This is a genomic window from Meiothermus sp. CFH 77666 (assembly GCF_017497985.1).
In the GTDB taxonomy this organism is placed as follows: Bacteria; Deinococcota; Deinococci; order Deinococcales; family Thermaceae; genus Meiothermus.
This window is the reverse complement of record NZ_JAGDFV010000018.1, coordinates 48,948-75,502: the sequence shown is the minus strand read 5'-3', so window position 1 is coordinate 75,502 and position 26,555 is coordinate 48,948. Positions and strand designations below refer to the sequence as shown.

General features: G+C 60.8%; 26 protein-coding genes, 1 tRNA gene and 1 pseudogene. 17 read left to right on the top strand and 11 right to left on the bottom strand.

Annotated features, from left to right (window positions below; translation table 11 throughout):
* The 3 genes and pseudogenes from J3L12_RS10575 to J3L12_RS10565 form a co-directional block, all read right to left on the bottom strand.
* Positions 1 to 313 (bottom strand): annotated as a pseudogene (locus tag J3L12_RS10575) (hypothetical protein); the annotation flags it as partial.
* 54 nt (positions 314 to 367) lie between these two features.
* Positions 368 to 916, bottom strand: coding sequence for a serine O-acetyltransferase (gene cysE, locus J3L12_RS10570; RefSeq protein ID WP_208015022.1), 549 nt, complete (start codon positions 914 to 916; stop codon positions 368 to 370).
* Positions 917 to 1,018: 102 nt separating this feature from the next.
* Entirely contained in the window at positions 1,019 to 1,756 is a 738-nt protein-coding gene (locus J3L12_RS10565; protein WP_208015021.1) for a YebC/PmpR family DNA-binding transcriptional regulator, read from the bottom strand.
* 139 nt (positions 1,757 to 1,895) lie between these two features.
* Between J3L12_RS10565 and fabF the strand changes: the two genes are divergently transcribed.
* On the top strand, positions 1,896 to 3,125 hold the full coding sequence (fabF, locus tag J3L12_RS10560) for a beta-ketoacyl-ACP synthase II (protein WP_208015020.1): 1,230 nt from the start codon (positions 1,896 to 1,898) through the stop codon (positions 3,123 to 3,125).
* A 111-nt stretch (positions 3,126 to 3,236) separates the two neighbouring features.
* Complete coding sequence (locus tag J3L12_RS10555; RefSeq protein ID WP_208015019.1) at positions 3,237 to 4,424, top strand: cysteine desulfurase-like protein; 1,188 nt, start codon at positions 3,237 to 3,239, stop codon at positions 4,422 to 4,424.
* 11 nt (positions 4,425 to 4,435) lie between these two features.
* Here the strand turns inward: J3L12_RS10555 and J3L12_RS10550 are convergent, their stop codons facing one another.
* On the bottom strand, positions 4,436 to 4,741 hold the full coding sequence (locus J3L12_RS10550) for a hypothetical protein (RefSeq protein ID WP_243455148.1): 306 nt from the start codon (positions 4,739 to 4,741) through the stop codon (positions 4,436 to 4,438).
* A 57-nt stretch (positions 4,742 to 4,798) separates the two neighbouring features.
* Entirely contained in the window at positions 4,799 to 5,101 is a 303-nt protein-coding gene (locus tag J3L12_RS10545) for a hypothetical protein (protein WP_208015017.1), read from the bottom strand.
* An 80-nt stretch (positions 5,102 to 5,181) separates the two neighbouring features.
* On the opposite strand from J3L12_RS10545, the gene J3L12_RS10540 reads away from it, so the two are divergent.
* The 9 genes from J3L12_RS10540 (at position 5,182) to mnhG (ending at position 13,818) form a co-directional block, all read left to right on the top strand.
* The gene (locus J3L12_RS10540; RefSeq protein WP_208015016.1) at positions 5,182 to 6,333 is read left to right on the top strand and encodes a deoxyguanosinetriphosphate triphosphohydrolase; all 1,152 of its coding nucleotides are present in this window, start codon (positions 5,182 to 5,184) and stop codon (positions 6,331 to 6,333) included.
* Positions 6,334 to 6,706: 373 nt separating this feature from the next.
* On the top strand, positions 6,707 to 7,924 hold the full coding sequence (locus tag J3L12_RS10535; RefSeq protein ID WP_208015015.1) for a PLP-dependent aminotransferase family protein: 1,218 nt from the start codon (positions 6,707 to 6,709) through the stop codon (positions 7,922 to 7,924).
* 203 nt (positions 7,925 to 8,127) lie between these two features.
* The gene (gene mbhE / locus J3L12_RS16965) at positions 8,128 to 10,404 is read left to right on the top strand and encodes a hydrogen gas-evolving membrane-bound hydrogenase subunit E (protein ID WP_208015014.1); all 2,277 of its coding nucleotides are present in this window, start codon (positions 8,128 to 8,130) and stop codon (positions 10,402 to 10,404) included.
* Complete coding sequence (locus J3L12_RS10525) at positions 10,401 to 10,826, top strand: Na+/H+ antiporter subunit B (RefSeq protein ID WP_208015013.1); 426 nt, start codon at positions 10,401 to 10,403, stop codon at positions 10,824 to 10,826. Before mbhE ends, J3L12_RS10525 begins: the two co-directional genes overlap by 4 nt.
* Positions 10,826 to 11,218 carry an NADH-quinone oxidoreductase subunit K gene (locus J3L12_RS10520; protein ID WP_208015012.1) on the top strand — a complete coding sequence of 131 codons (393 nt, stop codon included), beginning with the start codon at positions 10,826 to 10,828 and terminating at the stop codon, positions 11,216 to 11,218. The genes J3L12_RS10525 and J3L12_RS10520 overlap by 1 nt, the downstream gene beginning before the upstream one ends.
* The gene (locus J3L12_RS10515) at positions 11,215 to 12,693 is read left to right on the top strand and encodes a Na+/H+ antiporter subunit D (protein WP_208015011.1); all 1,479 of its coding nucleotides are present in this window, start codon (positions 11,215 to 11,217) and stop codon (positions 12,691 to 12,693) included. Before J3L12_RS10520 ends, J3L12_RS10515 begins: the two co-directional genes overlap by 4 nt.
* On the top strand, positions 12,690 to 13,169 hold the full coding sequence (locus J3L12_RS10510; protein WP_208015010.1) for a Na+/H+ antiporter subunit E: 480 nt from the start codon (positions 12,690 to 12,692) through the stop codon (positions 13,167 to 13,169). Before J3L12_RS10515 ends, J3L12_RS10510 begins: the two co-directional genes overlap by 4 nt.
* On the top strand, positions 13,166 to 13,432 hold the full coding sequence (locus tag J3L12_RS10505) for a cation:proton antiporter (protein WP_208015009.1): 267 nt from the start codon (positions 13,166 to 13,168) through the stop codon (positions 13,430 to 13,432). Before J3L12_RS10510 ends, J3L12_RS10505 begins: the two co-directional genes overlap by 4 nt.
* A 2-nt stretch (positions 13,433 to 13,434) precedes the next feature.
* On the top strand, positions 13,435 to 13,818 hold the full coding sequence (gene mnhG / locus J3L12_RS10500) for a monovalent cation/H(+) antiporter subunit G (protein ID WP_208015008.1): 384 nt from the start codon (positions 13,435 to 13,437) through the stop codon (positions 13,816 to 13,818).
* 499 nt (positions 13,819 to 14,317) lie between these two features.
* Here mnhG and J3L12_RS10495 read toward each other — a convergent pair whose 3' ends face one another.
* From J3L12_RS10495 to J3L12_RS10480, 4 genes are all read right to left on the bottom strand, one after another.
* Positions 14,318 to 15,055, bottom strand: coding sequence for an alpha/beta hydrolase-fold protein (locus J3L12_RS10495; protein ID WP_208015007.1), 738 nt, complete (start codon positions 15,053 to 15,055; stop codon positions 14,318 to 14,320).
* 31 nt (positions 15,056 to 15,086) lie between these two features.
* On the bottom strand, positions 15,087 to 15,581 hold the full coding sequence (locus J3L12_RS10490; RefSeq protein WP_208015006.1) for a protein-tyrosine phosphatase family protein: 495 nt from the start codon (positions 15,579 to 15,581) through the stop codon (positions 15,087 to 15,089).
* A gap of 12 nt (positions 15,582 to 15,593) precedes the next feature.
* Positions 15,594 to 16,754 carry an ATP-grasp domain-containing protein gene (locus tag J3L12_RS10485; RefSeq protein WP_208015005.1) on the bottom strand — a complete coding sequence of 387 codons (1,161 nt, stop codon included), beginning with the start codon at positions 16,752 to 16,754 and terminating at the stop codon, positions 15,594 to 15,596.
* 314 nt (positions 16,755 to 17,068) lie between these two features.
* Positions 17,069 to 18,052, bottom strand: a complete 984-nt coding sequence (locus tag J3L12_RS10480; RefSeq protein ID WP_208015004.1) for an RluA family pseudouridine synthase — start codon at positions 18,050 to 18,052, stop codon at positions 17,069 to 17,071.
* Between the two features lie 159 nt (positions 18,053 to 18,211).
* On the opposite strand from J3L12_RS10480, the gene ruvB reads away from it, so the two are divergent.
* The 3 genes from ruvB (at position 18,212) to J3L12_RS10465 (ending at position 22,895) form a co-directional block, all read left to right on the top strand.
* Positions 18,212 to 19,201, top strand: coding sequence for a Holliday junction branch migration DNA helicase RuvB (ruvB, locus tag J3L12_RS10475; RefSeq protein ID WP_208015003.1), 990 nt, complete (start codon positions 18,212 to 18,214; stop codon positions 19,199 to 19,201).
* A 231-nt stretch (positions 19,202 to 19,432) separates the two neighbouring features.
* A complete protein-coding gene (locus J3L12_RS10470; protein WP_208015002.1) occupies positions 19,433 to 20,479 on the top strand; it encodes a DUF4388 domain-containing protein in 1,047 nt (348 codons plus the stop codon).
* 496 nt (positions 20,480 to 20,975) lie between these two features.
* On the top strand, positions 20,976 to 22,895 hold the full coding sequence (locus J3L12_RS10465; protein ID WP_243455146.1) for a cation-translocating P-type ATPase: 1,920 nt from the start codon (positions 20,976 to 20,978) through the stop codon (positions 22,893 to 22,895).
* Positions 22,896 to 22,965: 70 nt separating this feature from the next.
* Here the strand turns inward: J3L12_RS10465 and J3L12_RS10460 are convergent.
* Positions 22,966 to 23,041 (bottom strand) — tRNA-Ala (locus J3L12_RS10460).
* A 41-nt stretch (positions 23,042 to 23,082) separates the two neighbouring features.
* Positions 23,083 to 23,661, bottom strand: coding sequence for a Uma2 family endonuclease (locus tag J3L12_RS10455; RefSeq protein ID WP_208015001.1), 579 nt, complete (start codon positions 23,659 to 23,661; stop codon positions 23,083 to 23,085).
* A gap of 483 nt (positions 23,662 to 24,144) precedes the next feature.
* Between J3L12_RS10455 and J3L12_RS10450 the strand changes: the two genes are divergently transcribed.
* The 3 genes from J3L12_RS10450 to J3L12_RS10440 all read left to right on the top strand — a co-directional run bounded on the left by J3L12_RS10450 (position 24,145) and on the right by J3L12_RS10440 (position 26,427).
* The gene (locus J3L12_RS10450) at positions 24,145 to 24,495 is read left to right on the top strand and encodes a type II secretion system protein (protein WP_208015000.1); all 351 of its coding nucleotides are present in this window, start codon (positions 24,145 to 24,147) and stop codon (positions 24,493 to 24,495) included.
* A gap of 70 nt (positions 24,496 to 24,565) precedes the next feature.
* Entirely contained in the window at positions 24,566 to 24,931 is a 366-nt protein-coding gene (locus tag J3L12_RS10445; RefSeq protein WP_208014999.1) for a type II secretion system protein, read from the top strand.
* Between the two features lie 56 nt (positions 24,932 to 24,987).
* The gene (locus J3L12_RS10440) at positions 24,988 to 26,427 is read left to right on the top strand and encodes a hypothetical protein (protein WP_208014998.1); all 1,440 of its coding nucleotides are present in this window, start codon (positions 24,988 to 24,990) and stop codon (positions 26,425 to 26,427) included.
* Positions 26,428 to 26,555: the final 128 nt, after the last annotated feature.

The following is a 26,555-nucleotide window of genomic DNA, read 5'->3' as shown; positions in this document are numbered from 1 at the left end:
AGAACAAGCTGGGTTCGGCCAGAAAATGTACGACCAAAGCTTGGTACTGGAGTAGTCGTCGCTGCAAACGGGTGCGTTCAGGTAGATGGGGGAAGCAGTCACCCAGGTTGGCGACCAGCCACAGGTAGAACCGGCGGAATGAGCCGCCTTTGAGGCTGAACATCAGCCCGATGGTGACCAACTCACTAAGGCTGAGCTTGGCTTGTTGATGTTCATGCTGTTCAGCCTTCGAACGCAGGGCATCGTCTACCCCAACGTACATCACCAAAGCAACGTCTTCCAGCGATAGAATGCATCTCGGGTCTGGCCGCATACACCAGACCCTATTCCTTTCTCCCGCTACTTTTCAACTAGCACCAGTGATTACTTAAGCTTCGACGGGCTCGAGCTTGGCCTCTCGAACGATAATCTGAGCCGGGTTGCCAATCGCGGTAGCACCCGGCGGCACCGGCTTGGTAACCACGGCCCCAGCCCCCACCTTGGCCCCATCCCCAACCACAATGGGCCCAAGCACTACCGCATGAGCCCCCAGCAACACCCCATTCCCTATGGTGGGGTGGCGCTTTTCTCTGGTAAAACCCGTACCCCCCAGCGTCACGCCGTGGTACATCATCACATCGTCGCCCACCTCGGCGGTCTCACCGATCACAATGCCCATGCCGTGGTCAATAACCACCCGGCGGCCAATCCGAGCGCCGGGGTGGATCTCGACCCCCGTGAGCATGCGGGTAAAGTGGGCCAGGATACGAGCTACAAATTTCAAATTGGCCTGCCAGAGCCAGTGGTTGAGCCGGTGCATCCACAAAGCATGCATGCCGGGGCTGAATAGAATAGCCTCGAGCGCACCCCGGGCAGCAGGGTCTCGCTCGAGCACTGCCTGTACATCCTCTTTCAAGCGTTCTACCAGACCTCTCATGCCCACGCTCCAACCTGCGGATCTACCCCCAACGCTACCAGCCTAGCTTGCTTACTCGCTAGAAGCTGTGGGCGTACAACACTATTGCAGATTTCGGCAGGTCTAAGCGCCAATGGATACATTCTCGAGATTCAGGTTGGTGTACACATTTTGCACGTCGTCAAGTTCTTCCAGCGCTTCTACCATGCGCAGCACCTTTTCAGCCTCTTCCTGGCTCAAGTTAATGGTGTTTTGGGGCACCATAGTGATCTCGGTGTCCTCCGGCTTGAAGCCTTTGGCCTTGAGGGCATTTGCAACCGCATAGACCTCCTGAGGGTCGGTGTAGATTTCCAGGCCCTGGTCGCTTTCTTGCAAGTCCAGCGCACCCGCCTCGATGGCCGCTTCCTGGGCGGCTTCAGTGTTGGGTTCAATCCAGATATAACCCCGACGGTCAAACTGCCACGAAACCGACCCCGTAGCCCCCAGGCTCCCCCCATGCTTGGTGAAAATGTGGCGCACTTCCGAGGCGGTGCGATTACGGTTGTCCGAGAGCGCGTTTACGATAACTGCCACCCCTCCCGGTGCATACCCCTCGTAAACCACTTCCTCATACTGGCTGCCCTCATCGTCCCCGCCCGACAGGCGTTTCAGCAGCCGTTCGATATTGTCATTGGGAACATCGGCATCTCTGGCTGCTTCGATCAGATTGCGCAAGTTAACGTTGGCCGCGGGGTCAGCACTCCCCCCCGCCCGTGCGGCAGCCGCAATGAGGCGGAGGTACTTGCTGACGATTTTGCCTTTTTTGAGGTCGTTGGCAGCTTTTTTTCGCTTAATTTGTGCCCATTTGCTATGACCGGCCATAAATCACCGTTCCTTAGTATACGAGAGGTGCAAGGGAGCCCTGCTTACCCAGGCCGCCCCCCGCACCGCGCTCGTTCCAGACAACCTATTCTAGCGCTTAGACTCAGACCAAACCCTGCCGTGCTCTATAATGACCCTCATGCGTCGCGTTGTTGTCACGGGCCTTGGCCCTGTAGCCCCCAACGGCATAGGAGCCGAAGCCTTCCACAAAGCCCAGCTTGCCGGAAAGTCGGGCATCCGGCGGATCACCCAGTTCGATGCCTCGAGCTACCCCGTCCAGATTGCGGGTGAGGTAGACATTAACCCCGAAGAGTACATAGAAAAGCGGGAGCTTCGTCGCCTTGACCGCTTCACCCAACTGGCCCTGATTGCGGGGCATCTGGCCTTGCAGGACTCGGGGCTAGAACTCGAAAAAGAAGACCGCACCCGTATCGGCACCCTGATCGGCACGGGCATCGGGGGCATGATTACCTGGCAGGAGCAGAGCAAGGTGCTCTTCGAGAAGGGCGGCACCCGCCTCTCCCCTTTCTTCATCCCCATGATGATCGCCAACATGGCCTCGGGCCAACTGGCCATGAAGTACGGCTTCATGGGGCCCTCTTCCACGGTAGTCACCGCCTGCGCTACCGGTTCGGATGCCATTGGCAACGCCTTCCGGGTCATTCAACTGGGCGAGGCCGATGTGATGCTCACCGGCGGCACCGAAGCGGTGGTGACCGAGATGGCCATCGGCAGCTTTGGGGTCATGCGGGCGCTCTCGACCCGCAACGACGAGCCTGAAAAAGCCAGCCGCCCCTTCACCCAAAGCCGCGATGGTTTTGTGCTAAGCGAGGGGGCGGCGGTTCTGGTGCTGGAAGAGTATGAGCGGGCCAAGGCCCGGGGCGCTAAAATTTATGCCGAGCTGGTGGGATTTGGCCGCAGCGCCGACGCCCACCACATCACCGAACCGCACCCCGAGGGCGCCGGCGCAGCCCTGGCCATGCGGGCGGCCCTGAAGGACGCCAGGATTAGCCCCGAACAGGTGGGCTACATCAACGCTCATGGCACCTCCACCCCTGTGGGCGACAAGGCCGAGACCCTGGCCATCAAGAAGGTCTTTGGCGAGCACGCCTACAAGCTCTCGGTCTCGTCCACCAAGAGCATGATTGGGCACCTGCTGGGGGCGGCAGGGGCCATCGAGGCCATCGCCAGCGTTCAGGCGCTGGTGAGCGGGATTCTACCCCCCACCATCAACCTGGACGACCCCGACCCCGAGCTCGATCTGGATTATGTGCCAAACGTCCCAAAGGAAAAGCCAGTGGAGTACGCGCTCTCGAACTCCTTTGCCTTTGGGGGCATGAACGCCACGCTGTTGTTCAAGCGGGTTTGAGGGCTTCGCGTAGCTCAACTGGGCGCAGTTATCGCAAAGCGATTTGCTGCCCCCTGTCTTTGCATTTCAAAACGCAAAGCGCACAGCCGGAAATCGCTTTAGAATCGGGGCATGTCCATTCAAGTGCACTTCCCTGCCCTGGCCAGCGGCTTTAGCTTTCTCGACAATGCTGCAGGGGCACAGGTGCCCCGACAGTGCATCGAAGGCATCAGCCGGTTTCTTTCGACCTCGAGCTGCAACGTGGGCATGCCCTACCCCGGTTCCCAGGCCGCTACCCTGGTGCGCGAGCAGACCCGCCAACAGACTGCCGCCTTTTTCAACTGCAAGCCGGGCGAGGTAGCAATTGGGCCAAGCGCCACGGCCCTTACCTTCATCCTCTCGAGGGCCTTCTCCCGGCTCTTTGGTGAGGGTGACGAGGTGGTGATTTCCGAGCTCGAGCACGAGGCTAACGCCTCGCCCTGGCGCAACCTGCAAGAAAAGGGCGTACAGGTACGGGTCTGGAAAGCCCGCTGGGACGAGGGCGGCAGGCTGGAGCCCGCCGACCTGCGAGCCGTGATCTCGCCCAGAACGCGGCTGGTGGCCGTCACCTCGGCGGCCAACTCGCTGGGCACCACCCCGGACGTGGCCGCCGCCGCCGAGATTGCCCATTCGGTAGGGGCCTGGTGCATTACCGACCTGGTGCACTTTAGCCCCCACCACCTGCCCGACGTACAGGCCAGCGGGGTGGATATGGCCTTTTTCTCGGCCTACAAAGTGTTTGGGCCGCACCTGGCTTTCCTTTATGTGCGCGAGGAACTGATGGCCCGGCTACCCACCGACAAGCTGTGGTTCATCCCCGAGGACAGTCTGCTCAAGTTCGAGCCCGGCACCAACAACCACGAAGGGCTGGCCGGCTGGCTGGGCACCCTGGCCTACCTGCGGGACGAGCTGGGCGGAGGCCAGCCCGGGCGCGAGGGCTTGCAGGCGGCCTACCGGCGCATCGAGGCCCTCGAGCAGCCCCTGGTCGAGCAAGCCCTGGAGCGCCTGCAACAGATTCCGGGCCTGAAGCTCTACGGCATGCCCTCCCCCAAGGGCCGGGTAGGAACATTTTGCTTCAACCTGGAGGGCCAGCCCCCCTTCAGGGTTGCAGAGCAGCTGGCCCAGGTAGGGGTAGGGGTCGCGGCGGGGCACTACTACGCCACCATGCCCATGCAGGCCCTGGGGCTGTGGCCCGACGGGGCCATTCGGGCCTCCATTGCCCACTACACCACCCAGACCGACCTGGACAAGCTTATTGCCGGATTACAGGGGAGCGACTGAACTACACCTATTTATGGGCACAACGTCCAGACGGTGTCTTTATCCAACGTTAGCGAGCGGGTGAAGCGCAGGTGCCCTGGCTGGCCGGGCTGGGTGCCCTCGGCGCGTAGCTCATAACGGCCTTCGCGCAGGCTGGGGAAAAGCCTCGAGCCCCGCACCACCCCCACAAACTCGCCGTTGACGTAGAAAAATACGCTCTGGTTGGGGCCGGTGCACTGGTTTTGAATGATCAGGTCGAAGCGCCGCACCTCCGCCGTTGCGGGCGCACAGGCCGAAAAGGCCAGCAAAGAAGCAAGGCTCCAGAGTAGAACGCGCATCGCTGAGACCTTGATACCTCGAGCCAGAACAAAATACATGAGGGCTCACCGGGCGAACTACTCGCAAAGCCGCCAGACCTCATCTTTTTCCAGGCGAATGGTCTTGAAAAGCGAGGGACTGTTGCCCAGCACCGGTGTGGCCTTGTAGTCGGCGCTGCCAGCGGGCACCGAGAGGAAGGTGCGAGGCTCCCCCTGTACCTGACCCATAATCACGTTGTTGCGGTAGATGAAAACGGTGCGGTAGGTGCCCTGGCAACGGCTGTTGTCCACAGTCAGGTTGAAACTGCTCGGACGCAGCGCCCCCGGAGCGCAGGCCGACAATGCTACCGCCCATCCCAAAAGAAGCCAGTAAAGGCGCATGCCCATCACCTCCGTATGGCAGTATTCCACAAAATGCCACAGGTTTGTCGCAACCCTTGGGCCAAGCGTAGACTGAGCGCATGTTGTTTGAACGCACCCGCCTCGAGGCCCTCGAGGCCCAGAACCTGGCTCCCTATGCGGTCAAGTCTGGCGAGAGCCGGGGCCGCGAACACCCCGAGCCCGAGTCGCGCTACCGCACCCCCTTTCAGAAAGACCGCGACCGGGTCAACCATACCACCGCTTTCCGGCGGCTTCAGTACAAGACCCAGGTGTTCGTGAACTTCGAGGGCGACTATTACCGCACCCGCCTGACCCACACCCTGGAGGTGGCCCAGGTGGCCCGCTCTATCGCACGGGCGCTGGGGTTGAACCAGGAACTCGCCGAGACCATCGCCTTTGCCCACGACCTCGGCCACCCGCCCTTCGGCCACTCGGGCGAGGCCGTGCTGGACGGGCTGATGCAGGGGCACGGTGGCTTCGACCACAACCAGCAGTCCATGCGCATCGTGACCTACCTCGAGCAGCGCTATCCGGGCTTTCGGGGCCTCAACCTGTGCTGGGAGACCCGCGAGGGCATCATCAAGCACGAGACCCGCTACGACCTGCCCAACGCCGAGGGCTACGAACCCCATCTGCGCCCCAGCCTCGAGGCCCAGATTGTGAACCTGGCCGACGAGATCGCCTACAACGCCCACGACCTCGACGACGGCCTGCGCGCAGGGCTTTTGCAGCCCGGACAGCTTTGGGAGGTGGAGCTGCTGCGCGACCTTTTGGGCGAGCTGGGCCTGCACCAAGGCCGCTTCGACGAGATGGGCCGCCGGGTCTTCATCCGCGAGCTACTCGGGCTCATCATCACCGACACCATCCACGCCACCCATGCACTTTTGCAGCAGCACCGGATTGAAAGCCTCGAGGCCGTCCGCCACCATCCGGCCCCCCTGGCGGTTTATTCGGAGGGCCTAACCCAGCAGCTCAACCAACTGCGAGAGTTCCTCTACGCCAACTTTTACCGCCACTATTACGTGGTGCGGCAGGTGGGCAAGTCGCGTTTTGTGCTGGAAAAGCTCTTCGAGGCCTACACCCACGACCCCGCCGTCCTGCCCCCCCAGGTTCAGCAAGCCAGCGAGACCGAGGGCATCTACCGTGCGGCCTGCGACTACATCGCCGGCATGACCGACCGCTTTGCCCTCGACGAGTACGCCCGCCTCTTCGAGCCGGAGTTTCATCGCTAAAAGCGTGGTTCAGGCCAGAAGCTGAGGGCTCAAAGGCTTTCAAGATACACCCCGAAGAAGTTTTCCCGCCCTCAACGCTCGACCCTCGACCTAAAGCGGCTTCGTTGGCTGAAGCGATGCAACCTTACGCCCTCATACCCAATCCACCTGAACCCCTTGCCTTCTCCCCTTGCGGGAGAAGGTGGCGACACCCCGCCAGCAGTATCGGAAAGTGTTGACAGAAACGTCATTAGCTGCGCCTGGGGTGTTGCCGGATGAGGGGGGTGCGCGTGCCTCTTCAAAGATACTTTCCAGGTGAAGCTGGTATCACCTATTCAACGCATTTGCGGCAGAAACTATACAAAGCGTCATATTTGCAGAGTAGACTGAAAGGGTGGACAACCTCGAAAGTTATTATCAAAGCCGCTTTGCGGCCCGAACCCAGCGCATCCAGGCCTCGACCATCCGTGAAATCCTGAAGCTCACCACCCAGCCGGGTTTCATCAGCTTTGCCGGGGGGCTGCCTGCCGCCGACCTGTTCCCCATCCAGCGCATCGGGGAGGCCACCCAGAAGGTGCTGGCCGAGCACGCAGACAAGGCCCTTCAGTACAGCACCACCGAGGGCTACCTGCCCCTCAGGGAGTGGATTGCAGGCCGGATGCCCGGCGCCAGCGCCGAAAACGTACAGATTGTCTCTGGCTCGCAGCAAGGGCTCGACCTGATCGGGAAGGTTTTCATTGACCCTGGTTCGAAAATCCTGGTCGAAGCCCCCACCTACCTGGGGGCGCTGAGCGCCTTCAACCCCTACGAGCCCCTGTACATCTCGGTCGGCATGGACGAGGAGGGGCTGCGGCTGGAGGAGCTCGAGGCCGCCCTCGAGGCCCACCGCTTCAAGTTCATGTATGTGCTGCCCACCTTCCAGAACCCCTCGGGCCGCCTGATGGGCTTGGAGCGGCGCAAGGCCATTGTGGCGCTGGCCCGAAAGTACCAGACCCCCATCCTGGAAGACGACGCCTACGCCGAACTCTACTTTAGCGGCCAACCCCTTCCCACCCTCTACGCCCTCGACCAGGAGCTGGGGGGTGGCAATGTGATTTACCTCTCCACCACCTCCAAGACCCTGGCCCCAGGGCTGCGGGTAGCCTGGGTGGTGGGGCCCAAGCCGGTCATCCAGAAGATTGTGTATGCCAAACAAGGGGCTGACTTGCACTCTCCCACCCTGAACCAGATGCTGGTCTACGAGCTGGTACAAGACGGGGCGTGGTTCCAGGCCCAGATTAGCAAGATTCGCCAGACCTACCAGACCCGACGCACCTGGATGCTCGAGGCCCTGCAAAAGTACATGCCCGAGGACATCGGCTGGATTGTGCCGCAGGGGGGCATGTTCTTCTGGCTCACAGCCCCCCAGGGCCTCGATAGCCTCGAGCTACTCAAGCAGGCGGTGGAAGAGAAGATGGCCTTCGTGCCGGGCCAGCCCTTCTACGCCGACGGCAGCGGCCAGAATACCTTGCGACTTTCGTACTCGAGCGCCACCCACGAGCAGATCGATGAAGGCATCAAGCGCCTGGGCCGGGCGGTACACAAAATGCTGGGGCGGGAGCCGGTGGTGTAGCTTGTAGTATTTGAGCATCAATTGTCGGGAAGGGAAAGGTTTGCCGCCCGATTTGTGCGTGTAATACACTAATGTAAAGTTTGCTGCTCAGGCAGCAGGAGCGCAGCCTCCGGCAGCTGCAAGGGTGGAGACGGTCAACGGTCTCCGCTCTTTGTTGTGTCAGGGTAGACTATGCGGCGTTACGATCGCTCTGGAGCTCGAGTATGACAGTTGCGGTAATATCGGCTTTTTTGGGTGCCCTGCTGGCACCCCTTGCGCACCGCTGGCTGGGCAGCCTGGCGGGCTGGGGGTTGGCCCTCTTGCCCCTGGGCCTTACGCTGTACTTCGCCAGCCTGCTGCCTACGGTAGTGGCGGGCCACACGGTGCGGCACAGCGCGGCCTGGGTGCCCACCCTTTCGGTCAACTTTTCCTTTTACCTGGACGGGCTTTCGCTCTTGTTTGCCCTGCTCATCACGGGCATCGGCACCTTAATCGTGATTTACACCGGCGGCTACCTGAAGGGTCATCCCGACTTAGGCAAGTTTTACCTGATCCTTCTGCTCTTCATGGCCTCCATGCTGGGGCTGGTGCTGGCCGACAACATCGTGACGCTGTTTGTGATGTGGGAACTCACCAGCCTCACCTCCTATCTGCTGATCGGGTTCAACCACACCGAGTTCCGCTCGCGCCGCGCCGCCACCCAGGCCCTGTTTGTCACGGCAGGCGGAGGGCTGGCCCTGCTGGCCGGGCTCATTCTGCTGGCGGGCATGGGCGGTTCGTGGGAGATTTCCGAGCTGCTCACCAAGGGCGAGGTGCTGCGGGAACATCCATGGTACCTGGGTGCGCTGGTACTGGTGCTGGTGGGGGCTTTTACCAAGTCGGCCCAGTTCCCCTTCCATTTCTGGCTCCCCAACGCCATGGAAGCGCCTACACCGGTCTCGGCCTACCTGCACTCGGCCACCATGGTCAAGGCCGGCGTGTACCTGCTGGCCCGGCTTCAGCCTGCCCTGGGCGGCACCGAGGTCTGGAGCAGCACCCTGATGGCCTTTGGGCTGGCCACCCTGCTCACCGGGGCCACCCTCACCTTCCGCCACACCGACCTCAAGCGGCTTCTGGCCTACTCCACGGTAGCCGCGCTGGGGGCCCTGGTCTTTGCCATCGGGATGGTACCCCTCACCAGCTACTACGGGGCGGTAGGCTTTGCCACCTTCCTGCTGGCCCACTCGCTCTACAAGGGAGGGCTTTTCATGGCGGCAGGGGCGGTGGATCACGAAGCCGGAACCCGCGATATCAACCAGCTTTCGGGCCTCTTTCGGGTGATGCCCATCACGGGGGTGGCGGTGGTGCTGGCCGCGCTGTCGCTGGCGGGGCTGCCGCCGGTGCTGGGCTTTATCGGCAAAGAGGTGCTGTATATGGCCTCGTTGCAGGCGGCCCCCATCTGGATGGTGGGTCTGGCGGTGCTGGGCTTTGCGGTGGGGGCCATGCTGGCCCTGATTCTGACCGTACCCTTTTTCCGCGGAAAGCCCCCCGCCGAGGTTCACGAGGGGCCTCCGAGCCTCTGGCTGGGGCCGCTGGTGCTGGCGGGGCTGGGCCTGCTGGTGGGGTTGTTCCCAGGGCTCTACAACCCCCTGGCCGATGCCGTAGCCACGGCGGTCAAGGGCACCGCCACCACCTACCACCTGAAGCTCTGGCCGGGGTTCAACCTGGCCCTGCTCCTGAGCCTACTGACGGTGGCGCTGGGGGTGGGACTGTATTTCCTTTACCCGCGCCTCCAGGCCTGGATGGCCCAAGACCCCGTGCCCGGCCCCGAGAACGCCTATGTGGCGCTGCTGCGCGGGCTGATGGGGCTGGCGGCTCGAGCCGAACGGCTCCTGCAAAGCGGCTCGCTGCGGGCCTACCTGGTCTGGGTGTTTGGGGGCCTCTCGGGGCTGGTGGGGCTGGCCGTGGTGCAAAGCGGCACGCTGCCCTGGCCCAGCCAGACCGCTGCGGTTAACCCGGCCAAGGCGGTGCTGATGGCCCTGATGCTGCTGGGGGCGCTCCTGGTATTGCGGCTGCGTTCGCACCTGGGCATGGTGGTGGTGGTGGGCATTGTGGGGGCCGGGGTGGCCCTCTTGTTCTTGCTGCAAAACGCCCCCGACCTTTCGATTACCCAGTTCCTGGTCGAGACCCTGACCGCCATCCTGATTGCCCTGGTGTTGCTGCAAATCCGCAGCATCGGCGAGGTGCCCAGGGGCCGCTGGCTGGACAAGGCGGTGGCACTCGTGTTTGGAGGTATCGTGACCCTGCTGATGCTGGGGATGCTCACAGAGCCGATGGAGCTGCACCTGAGCAACTTTTTTGCCGAGAAAAGCCTGCCCGAGGGCTTCGGGCGCAACATCGTGAACGTGATCCTGGTGGACTTCCGGGGGCTGGACACCTTCGGCGAGATTACCGTGGTGGGGCTGGCCGGTCTGGGGGTCTATGCCCTCTTGAAGCGCCTGCGCCGGGAGGGAAAGCCATGAACACCCTCATCCTGAAAACCACCTCGAGGTTCCTCTTCACCCTGCTGCTCTTGCTTTCGGTCTTCTTGCTGCTGCGCGGCCACAACGAACCGGGCGGAGGCTTTATCGGGGCGCTGGTGGCGGTGGGGGCCTATGCGCTCTTTGCCCTGGCCCACGGGCTCAGCGCCGCCCGCAAGCTGCTGCCGCTGCCCCCCCTGCGGCTGGTGGGGTGGGGGTTGCTGGTGGCCCTGGTGAGCGCGCTGGTGGCCTTCTTTGTGGACAAACCGCTCATGACCGGCGTCTGGTTCAGCCTGTTCGGCGTGAAGATTGGCACCCCGGTCATCTTCGACATCGGGGTCTACCTGACCGTGTTTGGGGCGCTCCTGTCGGCCATTTTTGGCCTCGAGGAGACCGCCGACCGCACCCCCGAGGAGGCCCCCTGATGGAAATCCTGATGGCCTTTTTAGTAGGCGGCCTCACGGCGGTGGGGGTCTACCTGATGCTCAGGCCCCACCTGATCCAGTTTCTGATTGGCTTTCTGGTGCTGGGCAACGCCGCCAACCTGCTCATCTTTACCGCAGGCAGGCTGGGTAGTTCGTTCCCGCCGCTGGTACAGCCCAGCGGCACGGTGCTGGAGCCCATCGCCAACCCCCTGCCCCAGGCCCTGATCCTGACGGCTATCGTGATTGGCTTTGCCCTGGCGGCCTTTGGCATCGTGCTCTTTTTCCGGGCCCAGGCGGTGCTGCACACCCTGAACGCCGAGGCCATGCCGGAGACCCTCGAGGCCGCCCCCGCCCCCTCGCCGGTAGACGAGGTTCGAGAGGAGCGCACATGAGCTGGCTTCTGGTACTTCCCCTGCTAATCCCGCTTTCTACCGGTATCCTGTGCCTGGTGGTCGCCAGCCGCCCCGCCCAGCGGCTGTTGGGCCTGCTGGGGGCGCTGGGCCTGCTGGCCGCCGCCCTGGCCCTGCTCGTCCAGGTTCACCAGCGCGGCATCCAGGCGGTGCAGGTGGGCAACTGGCCCGCCCCCTTTGGCATCACCTTTGTGGCCGACCATCTCTCGGCCCTGATGGTGCTGATTACCGGCGTGGTGGCGTTGGTAGTGGCCCTATATGCCCTGGCCGAGGGCGACCAACCCCGCGAACAACTGGGCTACTACGCCCTCAGCCACTTGCTGCTCTTTGGGGTAAACGGGGCCTTCCTCACCGGCGACCTGTTCAACCTCTACGTCTGGTTCGAGGTGCTGCTGCTCTCCTCGTTTGTGCTGATGATTCTGGGCGGCAGCAAGGCCCAGCTCACGGGGGGGGTCAAGTACTTTGCGGTCTCGCTGCTCTCCTCGATTCTGTTCCTGGTAGCGGTGGGGCTCCTCTACGGCGCCACCGGAGCCTTGAACATGGCCGACCTGGCCACGCGGGTGGGCTCGGTTGCGCCGGGCTTGCTCTCGGCCCTGGCCATGCTCTTCCTGGGGGCTTTTGGCCTGAAAGCGGCGGTGTTTCCCTTCTTCTTCTGGCTCCCCGCCTCCTATCCGGCCCCGCCGGTGATGATCTCGGCCCTGTTTGCGGGTCTGCTGACCAAGGTGGGGGTGTACGCGCTCATCCGGGTCTTCACCCTGCTCTTTACCCAGGACACCGCCTTCACCCATACGGTGCTGCTCTGGGTGGCCGGGCTAACCCTGCTTCTGGGGGTGTTGCTGGCTCTGGCCCAGGGGGAGCTCAAGCGGCTGCTCTCGTTCCAGCTGGTGAGCCACATCGGCTACATGCTGATGGGCCTGGGCATCCTGAGCCCGCTGGCCCTGGCGGGCTCGGTGTTTTATGCCCTGAATCACATGATTGTGATCGCGGCGTTGTTCCTGCTGGCGGGGCTTTTGCAGCGCTTGCAGGGCACCACGGTGCTGGTGCGGATGGGCGGGCTCTACCGGAGCCACCCCTGGCTGGCGGTGCTCTTCTTGCTGCCGGCCTTCTCGCTGGCCGGGCTGCCGCCCTTCTCGGGCTTCTGGGCCAAGTTCACCCTGGTAGCAGCAGGCTTGCAGGCCGGGCAGTACGCCATCGTGACGGTGGCCCTGCTGGTGGGCCTCCTGACCCTGCTCTCAATGGGCCTGGTCTTTGCTGAGGCCTTCTGGAAAAACCCTCCCAAGCCGCTAAGCCCCTCGGCAACCCCGCCGGGGCTGGTGCTGCCGGTAGCGCTTTTGGCCCTGCTCACCCTGGGCATTGGGCTTTGGGCCGAACCGCTCCTGGGTCTCTCGCAGGCAGCGGCTCAGGAACTCCTCGAGCCCAACCGCTATATTGAAGCCGTACTGGGGGTGAGCCGGTGAGGGCCTTCGTGTACAACGTGGTGCTGACGGTGTTCTGGATGCTGGTGACGGAGAGCTTCACCCTCTCCAACTTCCTGGTGGGCTTTGCCATCTGCTTCCTGATTCTGCTGCTGGCCCGCCCCCTCTTCGATGCCCCCTCGAGGCGCTACTTCACCCTGGCCTGGAAGCTCCCCCGCTTTGTGGCCCTGATGCTCTGGGAGATTGTGCTCTCGAGCCTGCGGGTAGCCCAGGCGGTGCTATCGCCCCGCATGCCCATCAAGCCCGGCTTCATCGCCTACCCTCTCACCGTCAAGAGCGACCTGGAAATCACCCTGCTGGCCAACCTGATTACCCTCACACCCGGCACCCTGAGCCTGGACGTCTCCACCGACCGCAAGGTGCTCTACGTGCACGGGATGTTCGTGGACGACCCCCAGGCGGTCATCCAGTCCACCCACGATAGCCTGGAAAAAGCCGTGCTGGAGGTGACCCAATGAGTTTTCTGGAAGGGGCCCTGCTGGCCCTGACCCTGACCCTGCCCTTCGCCCTGTACCGGCTGGTCAAGGGCCCCACCCTGCCCGACCGGGTGGTGGGCCTCGACCTGATTACCTCGGTGGCGGTGGCCATGGCCGCACTCTATGCCCTGGTCAGCGGCCAGACCGCCTTCCTGGATGTGGCCATCGCGCTGGCCCTGTTTGCTTTTCTGGCCACGCTGGGCCTGGCCCGCTACATCGAGTACCGGGGCCACAAGGGAGACTGAGCATGGTAGATCTGCTGGTATACGCGCTGGTTTCCGTGGGCATTTTTTTCCTCTTCATCGCGGCCATCGGGGTGGTACGGATGCCCGACCTCTACAACCGCATGCACGCCACCTCCAAAGCGGGCACGTTGGGAGTAGGGCTGATTCTGGTGGCAGTAGCGGTGTTCTACCAGGAGCTCTCGGTAGCGGCCCGGGCCCTGTCGGCCCTGGCTTTCATCATCCTGACCGCGCCGGTAGCCGCCCATGCCCTGGGCCGGGCGGCCTACCTCTCGGGGGTCAAGCCCTGCCAGGACACCTACATCGACGAACTGGCCGGGCACTACCAGAAAAACCACAAGCTCGAGTCGGTGGAAAAAACCACGCCAACGAGCCACACCGAATCGTAATACCAAATCTGCTCAGAAGTGACCCAAAACGATATAAGAGACCCTCGGACGCGCCCCCTGGCGCGGCAAGTGAGGGGCGCGTTTAGCGCCGCTCACGCGCAGAGTTGGTATAAGAAAGCCATTCAGATCATCGTATTTTCCATTGCGACCCTGAAACGAAGCCATAGGGCAAGCAATTCAGATTACCCCTCGAGCCCACAGTATTGGCGACACCCTTCTGGATTACTTCGCAGGCCGATAGCCTCCTCGCAAGAAACCCTCCAGCAAAGACGAGGTTTCCAGATATTCAGAACGATGGCGCGATAGGCACAAAAACCCAGTCAAAAGTGTCATCCCGAGCGCAGTGAGGAATCGGATGCACTACCATCCCCAACAATCACCAGCCCTGCACCGCACCAGATTCCTCGTCGGCTTAAGCCTCCGCGCAATGTCAGGTGTACTGGTTGTTGGATTCGACAATCCTTGTGCCATTGACGGAGCCGTTATCCGTAACTTCATATCAAACGCCCAGACGCTCGAGCTCATACGGCAGCATCTTCTGCCACCAGGGCCAGTCGTGATCCACGTCGTGGCCCCAGTAGTCGAAGGTGGCGTACACGCCCTTTTCGTGTAGCAGGGCTTGCATCTCACGCGTGTCGCGAATGCACTCCTCCTCCCAGCGCCCCTGCCCCACCGCAAACACAATCTTGTTGCGCCGGTAGGCGTTGAGCTTGTCCTCGTCGGTCAGGTTGCGCAAGTACCACAGGGGCGAGTTGAAGTAGGCATCCATACCCCCTTCATCTCCCACAAAGCCCCCCACCTGATACAGCCCCGATAAAGCAATCAGGCCATCGAACACCTCGGGGTATTTGAAGAAGAAGTTGGCCGAATGAAACGCCCCCATGCTGCACCCCGTGACCCACATGGTCGGAAGGCCGGTGTTCTTCTGCACGAAGGGTACTACCTCCTGCATGATGTAGGCATCGTAGTCGTTGTGGCGGCGGGCCCGTTCCCAGGGGGGGATGCTCTTGTTGGTCCAGCTTTGCCAGTCTATGCCGTCCACACAAAAAAACTTGACCCGCCCCGCCTCGATCATGGGCGCAAGGGCCTGGGCCATCCCGGCGTGGCCTTCCCAGTCGTACCAGCGTCCGTTCTGGGCCGGGAAAACAATAACCGGCTGGCCGTAGTGGCCGTAGAGCTTTAGCTCCATGTCCTGCCCCAGGGCGGGGCTGTACCACTTGTGATATTCGGTGTACATCTTCAACCTCGAGTTCCAATCAGAATAAAAACTAAACGGCTTTGAGCCACTCCTCGCACCATTGCACCAGGTCTTTCTGGTCAGAGGTTTCTGGTTTAGAGCCCGCCCTTTCGACCCTCTCCATCGCTTTGGTTCGCTCTTCGCCTAACGCCAAAAGCAGACAGACCGCGAAAGTACCGGTGCGACCTATACCAGCCCCGCAGTGAATTAGCACTGTGCTGCCAGAGCGCACTTTGGCCGCAACCTGGCCTACAAACTCCGCATACGCCTCCTTGTCTGGTGGCACACCATAGTCTTCGATAGGAAAACTGCACACCTGCACCTGAAGCGACTGGCTTTCCAGGGCTTTCGCATATTCAGGGGATTTCTCCCTGGCCTCAGTAATGGAAACAAGGTTGACCAGCAAATCAATCCTGTATTTTTTAGCAGCCTCGAGAAACTTGGTCAGCGGTTCATAACGGCCAGGCAGGCTATGCAAGAACAGGTCACCTCCAGCTCCACGGGGCAGTGAAAGCCTGCGAAACACCCCTCTACCCTCCTATGCTCTTTCCTGAATGGCCTGGGCCGCCTGCAGCAGGGTAGACAGGTCGGGGTGGCGCAGAATATAGCCATAGTTGCCAATGGCCCCTGCAAAAATGCCGCTGATGCGTTCGTGGTGGGCTACCAGGGGGCCAAACTCGGCCATCACCTGCTCGTGCGAACGCTTGTAGTGGATGTGGTCTTTGCGGCCTACATAGGTGCAGAAATAGGGGTGTTTGGCCTGCTGGCTCACGCTACCATAGGTGAGCACATTCACCCACTCGCGGAAGATGTCTATGTCGTTGGCGTAGTTGAACATGTCAATCGAGAGGCCCCCCGGCGGGCGCATGTTCACCTCCAGGGCCACCAAAGAGCCGTCGTCTAAGCGGAAGAACTCGAAGTGGAAGAAGCGCTCCACCACGTTGAAGGCTTTAACCACCTTGCGGCCTGCCTCGCGCAGGTCTTCGGGGATTTCCCGCACCATGTAGTAGTAGATGTCGGTGTCCTCGTTGACCACATCCATCACGCCTTTGGAGTACTCGAGCGAACTGTCAAACACCACATTGCCTTTGATATCGGTCAGGCCATCGTAGGTGATAATCCGGCCCGGAATAAACTCCTCCATGATGTAGTCCACCGGGGGCTTGGTGGCGATGTAGTCCATCAACTCGGCATCGTTGGTAATTTTGTAGGTTTTGGCCGCACCGACCCCAATATCGGGCTTGGCCACCACCGGGTAGCCCACCTCCTCCACAAAGTCCTGGGCTTCTACCGCCGTGCGGCAGACCCTGCCCCGCGCGACCCGCAACCCGGCTTGCTGGAAGTACTGTTTCATCACCGACTTGCGCTTGACCCGATCCATGTCGGCAGGGCGGAGGCCAAAAATGTTGAAGTCTTCACGCAGCATGGCCTCGGTCTCGAGCCAGTATTCACTCATGGAGTCGAGGCGCTCGAGCTTGCCGTATTTGTGGGTGAAGTAGCCCAGCGCCCGCACCAGCTCGTCGTAGTTGTGCAGGTCGGAAACTTTGTAATACTCGGTCAGGGCGTTCCTCAGCTCGGGGCGGAGCTGGTCGTATTCAGCATCGGCCAGGCCCAGCACGGTATGTCCGGCCTCGCGCAGACGCACACAAAAAGGCCAGAAGTTTGGGGGAAAATGGGGAGAGAGAAAAACGACATTCATGCCTTACCTCCGGGAGTTTGCTCCACAGTATTCCCAAGCAAAGCTCACAATTCAAGCCAAGCAGATAGCCTATGGTCTATAGTCCATGGTTCATAGCCGATGGTCAGAGAGCCCTACTGGGGCTAAGTCTGGGGGCATTATTACCAAACCCATGTGAACCTCTTGCCTTCTCCCCTGGGCGGGAGAAGGTAGCGACACCCCACCAACGCTTATGACGATTCATGCCAGCAACGCCAATGACCGCACCTCGAGTATCGCCGGATGAGAGGGTATAGGAGCGCCTCTCAAAGATGTCTGTCCACGAAAAGTTGGTGTCATCGGGGTGGCCCTACCACGGGAGCCTTTTCCGCTTCGGTTTGTACATCTTCCGGCCAGGCCCCACCCAACAGCCTCCAGGCCCGTACCATATCGGCAGGGACGGGGGCTACAAAGTGCAGATATTTGCCGGTGCGCGGGTGCTGCAGGCGTAGCTCGTAGGCGTGCAGCGCCTGACGCGCTATCAGGTTGGAGGGCTTTCCATACACGTCATCGCCCAGAATGGGAGCGTGGAGGTGCTTGAGGTGGACGCGAATCTGGTGGGTACGCCCGGTGTGGAGAATGGCCGAGACCAGGGCGTGTTGTGCCACCGAAGCAAGCACCTCGAAGTCGGTCTGGGCGTGCCGGGCCGCCACCCCGCCCACGTGCATCCGGGTGCGGTCTACCGGATGACGGCCTATGGGCGCAGATAGCGTGCCTTCCCGCGGAATCCCCATCGTAAGCGCCAGGTAGCGCTTGTAAACGCTGCGCCCCGCAAAGGCTTCGGACAGACGGCGGTGGGCTGCCTCGTGGCGGGCCACCACAATCACCCCACTGGTATCCTTGTCGAGCCGGTGCACAATGCCGGGGCGCACGAGTTCGGGCCTGGGGGCCGACAGGCGCAGTTCGTCGGCCTCCTCGCCCTCGCCCAGCGTGACATCCAGCCCGAACCGCCCCAGGATGGCGTTGACCAGCGTTCCTGAGTACACCCCAGGTGCCGGGTGGGTAATCATACCCGCCGGTTTGTTGATTACGATCAGATCCGGATCCTCGTACAAAACCTCGAGCGGAATATCTTCGGCGGCGACCGTGGCCGCCACAGGCGGGGGCGGCTCGACCTCCACCGTCTCGCCCCGGAGCTTGTAGGAGGGCTTGGTAATCACCTTGCCGCCTACCCGAACCAGCCCGGCCTCGATCCACTCCTGGGCCTTGGCCCTGGAGGTGTTGGCCTCGAAGGCCAGGGCCTGATCCAGGCGAACGCCGCTGGCAGAAAAACGCACCACATTGGCCATTGTAGAGGATGGCTCGCTGTGCAAAGTGGCCTGGGAGCTTTTAGAGTAAAACCAACCTTCCTGGTATACATCTGAAGTTGGTATCGCAGCCCCCATCGCCACCTTGTTCAAGGTTATGCAGTAAACATAATGCAACCGCCCTCTACTTGTATGATGGTGAGCGTGGAACCGGATCTGACCCTGCGGCCCAAGAGCCTGGACGACTACGTGGGACAGGCCAAACTCAAGCAAAAACTGCGGGTCTACCTCGAGGCCGCCAAGAACCGGGGGGAGGCCCTCGACCACCTGCTCCTGTTTGGGCCGCCCGGACTGGGCAAGACCACCCTGGCCCATGTGGTGGCCTACGAGCTGGGGGTGAACATCCGCGTAACCAGCGGCCCCGCCATCGAAAAACCCGGCGACCTGGCCGCCATCCTGACCAACAGCCTGGAAGAAGGCGACATCCTCTTCATAGACGAGATTCACCGCCTCTCCAAAGCTGCCGAGGAGCACCTCTACCCGGCCCTGGAGGACTTCAAAATTGACATCGTGATTGGCGCCGGCCCCGCCGCCCGTACCCTGCGGCTTGATCTGCCCCGCTTTACCCTGGTGGGGGCCACCACCCGCCCAGGGCTCATCTCCGGGCCCTTGCGCAGCCGTTTTGGGATCATCGAGCACCTCGAGTTCTACACCGAGGCTGAGCTGGCCCAGGGGGTCGAACGCGACGCCAGGCTTCTGGGCCTGACCATTGAGCCCGAGGCCGCCCTGGAAATTGCCCATCGCAGCCGGGGCACCATGCGCATTGCCAAACGGCTTTTTAGGCGGGTACGCGATTTTGTAGAGGTAGCCGGCGAAGCTGTGGTGCGGCTCGAGCGCACCCGGCAGGCCCTGGACGCACTGGGCATGGATGCCCTGGGGCTCGATACCCGCGACCGCCTCATCATGCAAACCGTTATCGAGCGCTTTGCCGGGGGGCCGGTGGGCCTCGAGACCCTCGCCACCGCCCTCTCCGAAGACCCCGAAACCCTCGAGGAAGTCCACGAACCTTTTCTCATTCAACTTGGCCTGCTCAAACGCACCCCTCGAGGCCGCCAGGCCACCGAACGGGCCTACGCCCACTTCGGCTATCCCCTACCCGAGCAAAGCCGCCTGCTGGAGTAGGGGCCTTGGGACAGGGAACCGAGCCCCGATTGGGGGGCAGGGTTCAGTCAGCCGGGTTCAGAGTCGGTAGGGCTGTCCCGCAATTGCGCTGCTGAAACTCAAAAAATACATCTGGCACTGCGTACAACCCGTCTGTGGCTCTCCCTGAGCCCTGCGCCCTGCCCCCTGTCCCCTCGGGAAGTGCCATACTGAGGTGGGATTGCCAGAGGCAGTCGCCAGGGATACTTCGCCGTGATTCGGGCCAGATTAGACGAAATTGAACTCGGAGACCTGCTGAGGGCCCTCGAGGCAGGCCGCAAAAATGCGGTCATTAGCATTACCTGCCCCAAGTTGAAGGGCCGTATTCATATGCGCGAGGGCAAAATCGCCTATATCCAGACCCACCCCGGCCCCCACCTGGGCGAATACCTGGTGCGCTTCGATTATCTGACCCTCGAGCAGGTTCAGGAGCTGGTCAAATACCAGCAACAGGAGAACCCCGGAACCCCCCTGGGCTTTCTGGCCCTGCAACAGAAAATGGTCACCGAGGACGAGCTCAACGACGTGTTGCACGCGCAAATCCTCGAGGCCCTGGCTACCATTCTGAGCCAGCCGGAAGGCGAGCTGGTGGCCGAGACCCCGCCCATAGACGCCTCGCAGGTGTTGCTGCCGGGCATCACCGATACCAGCACCATTTTGATGGAGGCCCTGCGCCGCCTGGACGAGTGGATGCGGGGCAAGGTAGAACCCGAAACCGTGCTACAACTGGCCGGCGACCCCACCCGCCACGCCCTCTCGCCCGATGCCTGGACGGTGCTGGAAGCCATAGACGGGGTCAAGCGGGCCCGCTCGGTGGCGCTGGAATGCGACCTGCCCGAGGAGCAGGTCTACCATCTGCTTTACGAACTCAAGAGCCGGGGGATTCTGATGGAAGCCGATGTGCGCCCCCACGACCCCCTGCTGATGGTCTTGTGTGACTCCAACCTGATCCGGCGGCTCCTGCTGGTCACCCTCGAGCGCCACCGCTACCGGGTCATGCTGCCCCCCGACCTGGAGAGCGCCAAACGCATCCTGGAGCACCACCGGCTTCACGGCGTGCTGCTCGAGGGCGCCGACCTGCCAGACAAGGTACGCCAGCTTCGAGCTTTACCAGGGGGGCGCTTCTTACCCATCTGGCTGATTGCCGAGCAGCCCCCCAGGGGGTTTTGGGTCAGAAACGCTCGAGTCACCCATATCCCCAAGCCTTTTGGCGAAGAAGACTTGCTCTCGGCCCTCTCCGTTGTCAAGCGTCCAATCTAGTGGTCTGATAAGCAAATTTTGGCTTCATTCCGAACGGAGCGAAGCGAAGTGAGGAATCCGATGCGCCTCAATCCACAGCATTCACAATACCCGTGCGGCACGAGATTCCCCGTTGCACTGTGTGCGCCTTGGAATGACGACAAGTAGTCAAGTGCAGAAGTTAGGTTCATTGGAGGCATCCCGAATACTTTGTTCCCAGAACACTAAAGCGCTCTTACTAAATACCGAACGATCCAGGACAAAGAATCCCTTGTCCTGGACAGAACAGTGGCCGCCAGGATGGGCGGACACATCTGCAAAAAAGCGATCTAATACCCTCAACGCTTGCCAGGATGCCGAATGTCCTGAGTGTAAAGCGGTAGAATTTACGTGCGGAACGGGAAGAATCCGCACTAAACTACTCGGGTTTGGGGTTGCATTCAACTCCTCGGCATGGAATACTCTTATTGATAATGATTACTGTTTTCAACAACGTTTCAAATCAGAGGAACAAACGATGAGCACTATCGCGGTATCAACCACCCCTCCACAAAACCCCTGGCTACTGTTCTGGAACCATGAAGTCAAGCGGGGCTTTCTGCTCTCCGGCCTGACCCTGCTGGGAGTGGTGGGGGGCTTTGTGGCAGGGGCCTACGGGCTGGTCTGGCTCCAGAATAGCCTTTGGGTGCTGGCTTTTCTGGCCGGGGGGGTTCCCTCGGCCATCAAAGCGGTGCGTAGCCTGCTCCAGAGCCGCAAGCTGGACGTGGATCTGCTAATGGTGGTGGCCGCGTTGGGGGCTGCCTCGGTGGGTCAGGCCGGCGATGGGGCCATTTTGCTCTTTTTGTTCAGCCTCTCCAACACCCTGCAGAGCTGGGCCATGAACCGCACCCGACGCGCCATCGAGGCCCTTATGACCCTGCACCCCGAAGGGGCCAGTGTGCTGCTGCCAGATGGCAGCGAGCAGTGGAAGCCCCTGGAAGCCCTGCGCCCCGGCGACCTGCTGGTGGTACGCCCCGGCGAGCGCTTCGCCGCCGACGGCACCGTGCTGGAGGGGTACACCGATGTAGATGAGAGCGCCCTCACCGGCGAGAGCGTGCCGGTGGACAAGAAGCCCGGCGACCCCGTCAAGAGCGGTACCCTCAACGGACACGGGGTGGTGCGGGTGCGGGTGGAGCGCCCCGCGAGCGAAAGCACCCTGGCCAAGCTCATCAAGTTGGTGGAAAGCGCCCAGGCCAGCAAGAGCCGAACCGAGCGGTTTGCCGAGCGCTTCGAGGGGCCCTATACCATTGCGGTGCTGCTTTCGGCCCCGGTGGTGTTTGTGGTGGCGCACTTTGTGGTGGGCCTCGAGGCCGCCCAGGCCTGGTACCGGGCCATGACCTTTCTGGTGGTAGCCAGCCCCTGTGCGGTGGTGATCGCCACCCCTGCGGCGGTGCTATCGGCCATGGCGGCAGGCGCGAGGGCCGGCGCCCTGTTCAAGAGCGGGGCCGCACTGGAATCGCTGGCCCGGGCCAACATCTTTGTATTCGACAAGACCGGCACCCTCACCGAGGGTCGCATGAAGCTGGTGGAGGTAGCGGTACTGCAAGGCGCCGAAGCCGAAGCCAGGGCCCTGGCCGCCGGCATCGAGCGCTACAGCGAACACCCCATTGCCCAGGCCATTGCCCAGGGCTGGGATGGCCCCACCCCGGAGGTAAGCGAAATTCGGGCGATCCGAGGCCACGGGGTGCTGGGCGTCCTGGCCGATGGTACCCAGGTCTGGGTGGGCAACCGGCGCTTGCTGGAAAGCCTGGGCGTGTCCCTACCACCCGATGTCGAAGCCCGGATGCGGGCCATGGAGTCCAGGGGCCTGACCACCGCCGTTCTAGGCGCCAATCATCACCCCATAGCCCTGCTGGGCGTGGCCGACACCCCCCGCCCCGAGGCCGCTCAGGCCGTGGCCCGGCTCCAACAGCAAGGCGCACGGGTGGTCATGCTCACCGGCGACCGCAAAGCGGTGGCCGACCATATCGCCGCCCAGGTGGGCATTGCCGAGGTTTACGCCGAGCTGCTACCAGAAGATAAACTTACGCGCATCCAGCAGCTAGGCCAGGAAGGCACGGTGGTAATGGTGGGCGACGGCCTCAACGATGCCCCGGCCCTGAACGCCGCCGCCGTGGGGGTCTCGATGGCCGCCGGCTCCGACGTCTCCCTCGAGAGCGCCGACCTGGTGCTCATGAAAAACGACCTGACCCGCCTGGTAGGCGCCCAGAAGCTGGCCCGCGCCACCGCCCGCACCGTTTATTTCAACCTGAGCTTTGCCCTGGGGGTAATTGTCATTGTGGGCGCCTTTGCCCTGGCCGGAAAGGTGCCCCTCCCGATGGGCGTGGTGGCCCACGAGGGCGGCACGGTGTTCGTGGTGCTGGTGGGGCTGCGCCTGCTGGCCCACCGGGTTCGCTAGCGCTTCCCCAGAGTCTAGCCATCCTCAACAAACAAAAACCCGTGGCGTTTATCCACGGGTTTCATTCTTCTGGTGGAGCTGAGGGGATTCGAACCCCTGACCTTCTGAATGCCATTCAGACGCGCTCCCAACTGCGCCACAGCCCCGCAAACAGCAAGGGAAAGTATAGGGGGCAAGGCCGGTCTCGTCAAGCCTCGTCGGTGGGGCGCTCGTAGGGAACCTCCACACCCTCGTAAATCTCGTCCAGGTTCAGGCTCATCTCCGGGCAGGGAATGGGAACACTGCCCTCCCCCGCCACGTCCAGGTACAGCCAGTGCTGGCCCTCGCGGTAGTAGGCTTCGACCCGGCGCGAGAGGGAGTCTATCAACACATACGCCCGCAAGCTGGGAATCTGGCGGTACTTGGCGAGCTTTTCCCGCCGGTCGGTGGCTTCTGTGGAACTCGAGAGCACCTCTACCAGCAGGCAGGGCCGCTCCTTGTAGTATTCGGCCCTGTCCGGCTCACACACCACCATTACATCGGGGTAGTAGCTGGTAAAAGCGTCTACCCGTAGCTTCATGTCGCTGCTAAAAACCCTACACCCACCACCTCGAGCCCTGCTCCACAACAAGCCTGCAACATTCGTAACCAGCAGATTGTGGTTGCTGCTAGCCCCCGCCATCGCATAGAGCACCCCATCCACCAGCTCGTGCTTGCGCCGGGCCTTTTCTTCCAGGGCCAGGTATTCCTCAAAACTCAGCAAATGCACCCGTCTGGCTGCCCCCATACCCTCAGTGTAGCAGCCACAGGAACCGCCGCCGTTTCAGCGCGCCCATCGGCCAGTTGACTTTGCAAACCCCTTGTGGATTGCCGCGTCGGCCCGTGGCTTTCACGCAACGACGGCGGGGAACGTAGTCATTGCGAGCATCCGCAGGATGCGAAGCAATCCAGTGCACCGCTCCGGTTAGGTAGTTTGGCGACCCCCTCCTGGATTGCTTCGTCGGCGCGGCCTCCTCGCAATGACGGGGGATTGGGGTTTTTTACTGTCCAGGACAACAAAAGCGAAGCCTGGGCGGGTAGCCGCGTACGTAACGCTAAGGGGGGCCAGGTTGGGTCAAATTCCACACACCCTACAAAACCAGGGGCTATACTGACTCTTGGAGTTCGGGAATAGGCCCGCTCCCACGAAGCCCAAAGCCATCTAGTTGCACTACGAAATGCCGCACCCATACCCATATTTCAACCGGTGCGGAACCTTAGGAGAAGAACCATGAAGAAGTCCGGTTTCACCCTCATCGAGCTGTTGATTGTGATTGCCATCATTGGCATCCTGGCCGCTGTGCTGGTCCCCAACCTGCTCCGCGCTCGTGCTGTCGCTAACGACCGTGCTGCCCAAACCTTTGCCCAGAACGTCTACAAGGCAGGGCAAGCCTTCCTAGCCGAGAACCCAAACAACACCATTAGCGCAGGTACTTGCACGGACGGCGTTAACTTTGGTTCAGGCCAGTATGTAGTTGGCGACCCCGGTGCATTTGTAACTGGTTGTTCCTACACCTCCGGTATGGCTTCTGTTACCGTCAACTACAACAACGGAACTACCGGCACCTACGTTTTGCAGTGAGGTAACCACTCAAAGTTTCTTCAGGCCAACCAATCCGGTTGGCCTCTTTAAGTTAGAGCGGAGGGTAGAAGTGAGGAGTACAAAAAGCGTAGGCTTCACTTTAATAGAACTCCTCATAGCAGTTGCAATCATTGGGATATTGTCGGCTGTACTTGTTCCCAACTTAATCCGTGCTCGTCAAGTTGCGATGGATCGAGCCGCACTGAGTTATGCACAAAATGTATACAAAGCCGCCCAAGCATATTTGGGTGAAAATCCTCTCGTACATGTTATTCCAAGTGGCAACTGTATGGGTGGAGCGAGCTTTGGAGCCTACAGTGTACCTGCGCCGAACAACTTTCTACGAGCTACTAACTGCACTTACACAACAGGAGCCTCTATGGTTACTGTATTTTATAATGGTGGTACCACAAATACCCAGTCTGTTGGTCAGTAATCTAAGTGAAGTGCAGATAGCCCGAGCAAAACCTGCCCGGGCTATATATTTAACACATGGAATACAGCAAAAAGAAATCTCTTGGCAAACGCTACATAGATTTACTATCTGTGTTTATTATTCTTCTGCCAATATTCATCTACCCCGCTTTCATGTTCGAAGGTAAGAGTAATAGCATTTTTATTCCAAATCCAGAGACAGTTCATCTCATACCTCGGCTTTTGCTTATTTTCGCCGTAGCAATACTGGGCTGGCGGTTTTGGTTTACAAAAGGCTTTTTCCCGACACTCCTCTGGGGGTTTGCAATAACAGTCGTGATTAGCTCACTTAATGCCCATGATCCTGCAGGTTGGGTTTTTACAACCTTCGGGCCGAAAATTCGGATGGATGGTTTACTTTATCAGCTCGCACTTGTAGTTTTAGGAATTGCGGCCTATGGAGCCATACGCCAATCCCCCCACTTGCTACCCCGGCTACTATGGGCTTTGCTGGTCTCTGGTATTTTGCAAGCCCTCCTGGTTGTGCTGCAGACCTTCGGTATAGACCTTGTTGGGCCAATTATCGGTGGAAGCAGCTTCAAGGAGTATATGGGCAGCATGGGGCACATTGGTGTGGCTGCGGGGTTTCTGCTGGTGGTAGCTGTAGCATCTCTGAGCTTGCTAAACTTTACTCGTTCGCATAAAACCCTGTTCTATCTGGTGCTACTGGGAATCTTGTTTGTCTCACTGGGATTGGGCATAACCCAGAATCGCGCAGCAGCCTATGCGCTTGTGGGTTCAGTGGTGCTTTTTACTCTGATTGGTTTTTCACCACAGCGTCTTCTGATCGGCGTTGGAATGTTGCTCGCAACTTTCCCTGTTCCACAATTGCTACCTAACAAACATAACATCGAGCGTGGTTATACAAATACTGCAACTTTAGCATCGCGCTTTGTGATTTGGCAGTTGGCTTACGAATCTCTACGGTACATCCCTGGAGCACCTCTGATTGGTGGTGGGCCAGATGCCTTTCTCCTAACCCTAACCAAACACTTTAGTACCGAACGGCTTCTGGATTTCTACCGAGTTGAGCATCAGTGGCCCGCGAATACCACAATCAAGGAAATGAAGTCCTTTGACCCTCCAGATATGGGGCGCGACAGGCTGCTGCGGGTTTATTTTTCTCAGTACGGCGACCAAAAAGACGTTCAAGGAGCCTATCTAGTTAGGCTCGATAAAGTGCACAATATGCTCCTTGACCGCCTGGTGGCTTTTGGTATTTTTGCAAGCCTGATATGGCTGATTCTGCTCACTTACCCTGTTTATCTGGTTTGGAGGCAAAAAAAGCTACACAACACCACACTCTGGTTGATATTGCCGGCAATAGGCATTTACTACCTGGCGTGGTTTCCAGTTATTCAGCTGGAACCCATCTACATGATTTTGATAGCTGGCATTTGGGCAACCTCAGTGTTGCCTCCATTAAACACGAGCAGCGACCTCGAGGTAAGTGTATAACAAATGAGAGAGTCCTGTCATCATCGAGGTTTGTAACGGCGTCCCTCCCTTAAACCACCGAATCAGCACCACCCCCGCCACAAAGCCCTCAAAGTGGGGCCAGGGAGCAGCCACTTTACTCGCCCCAG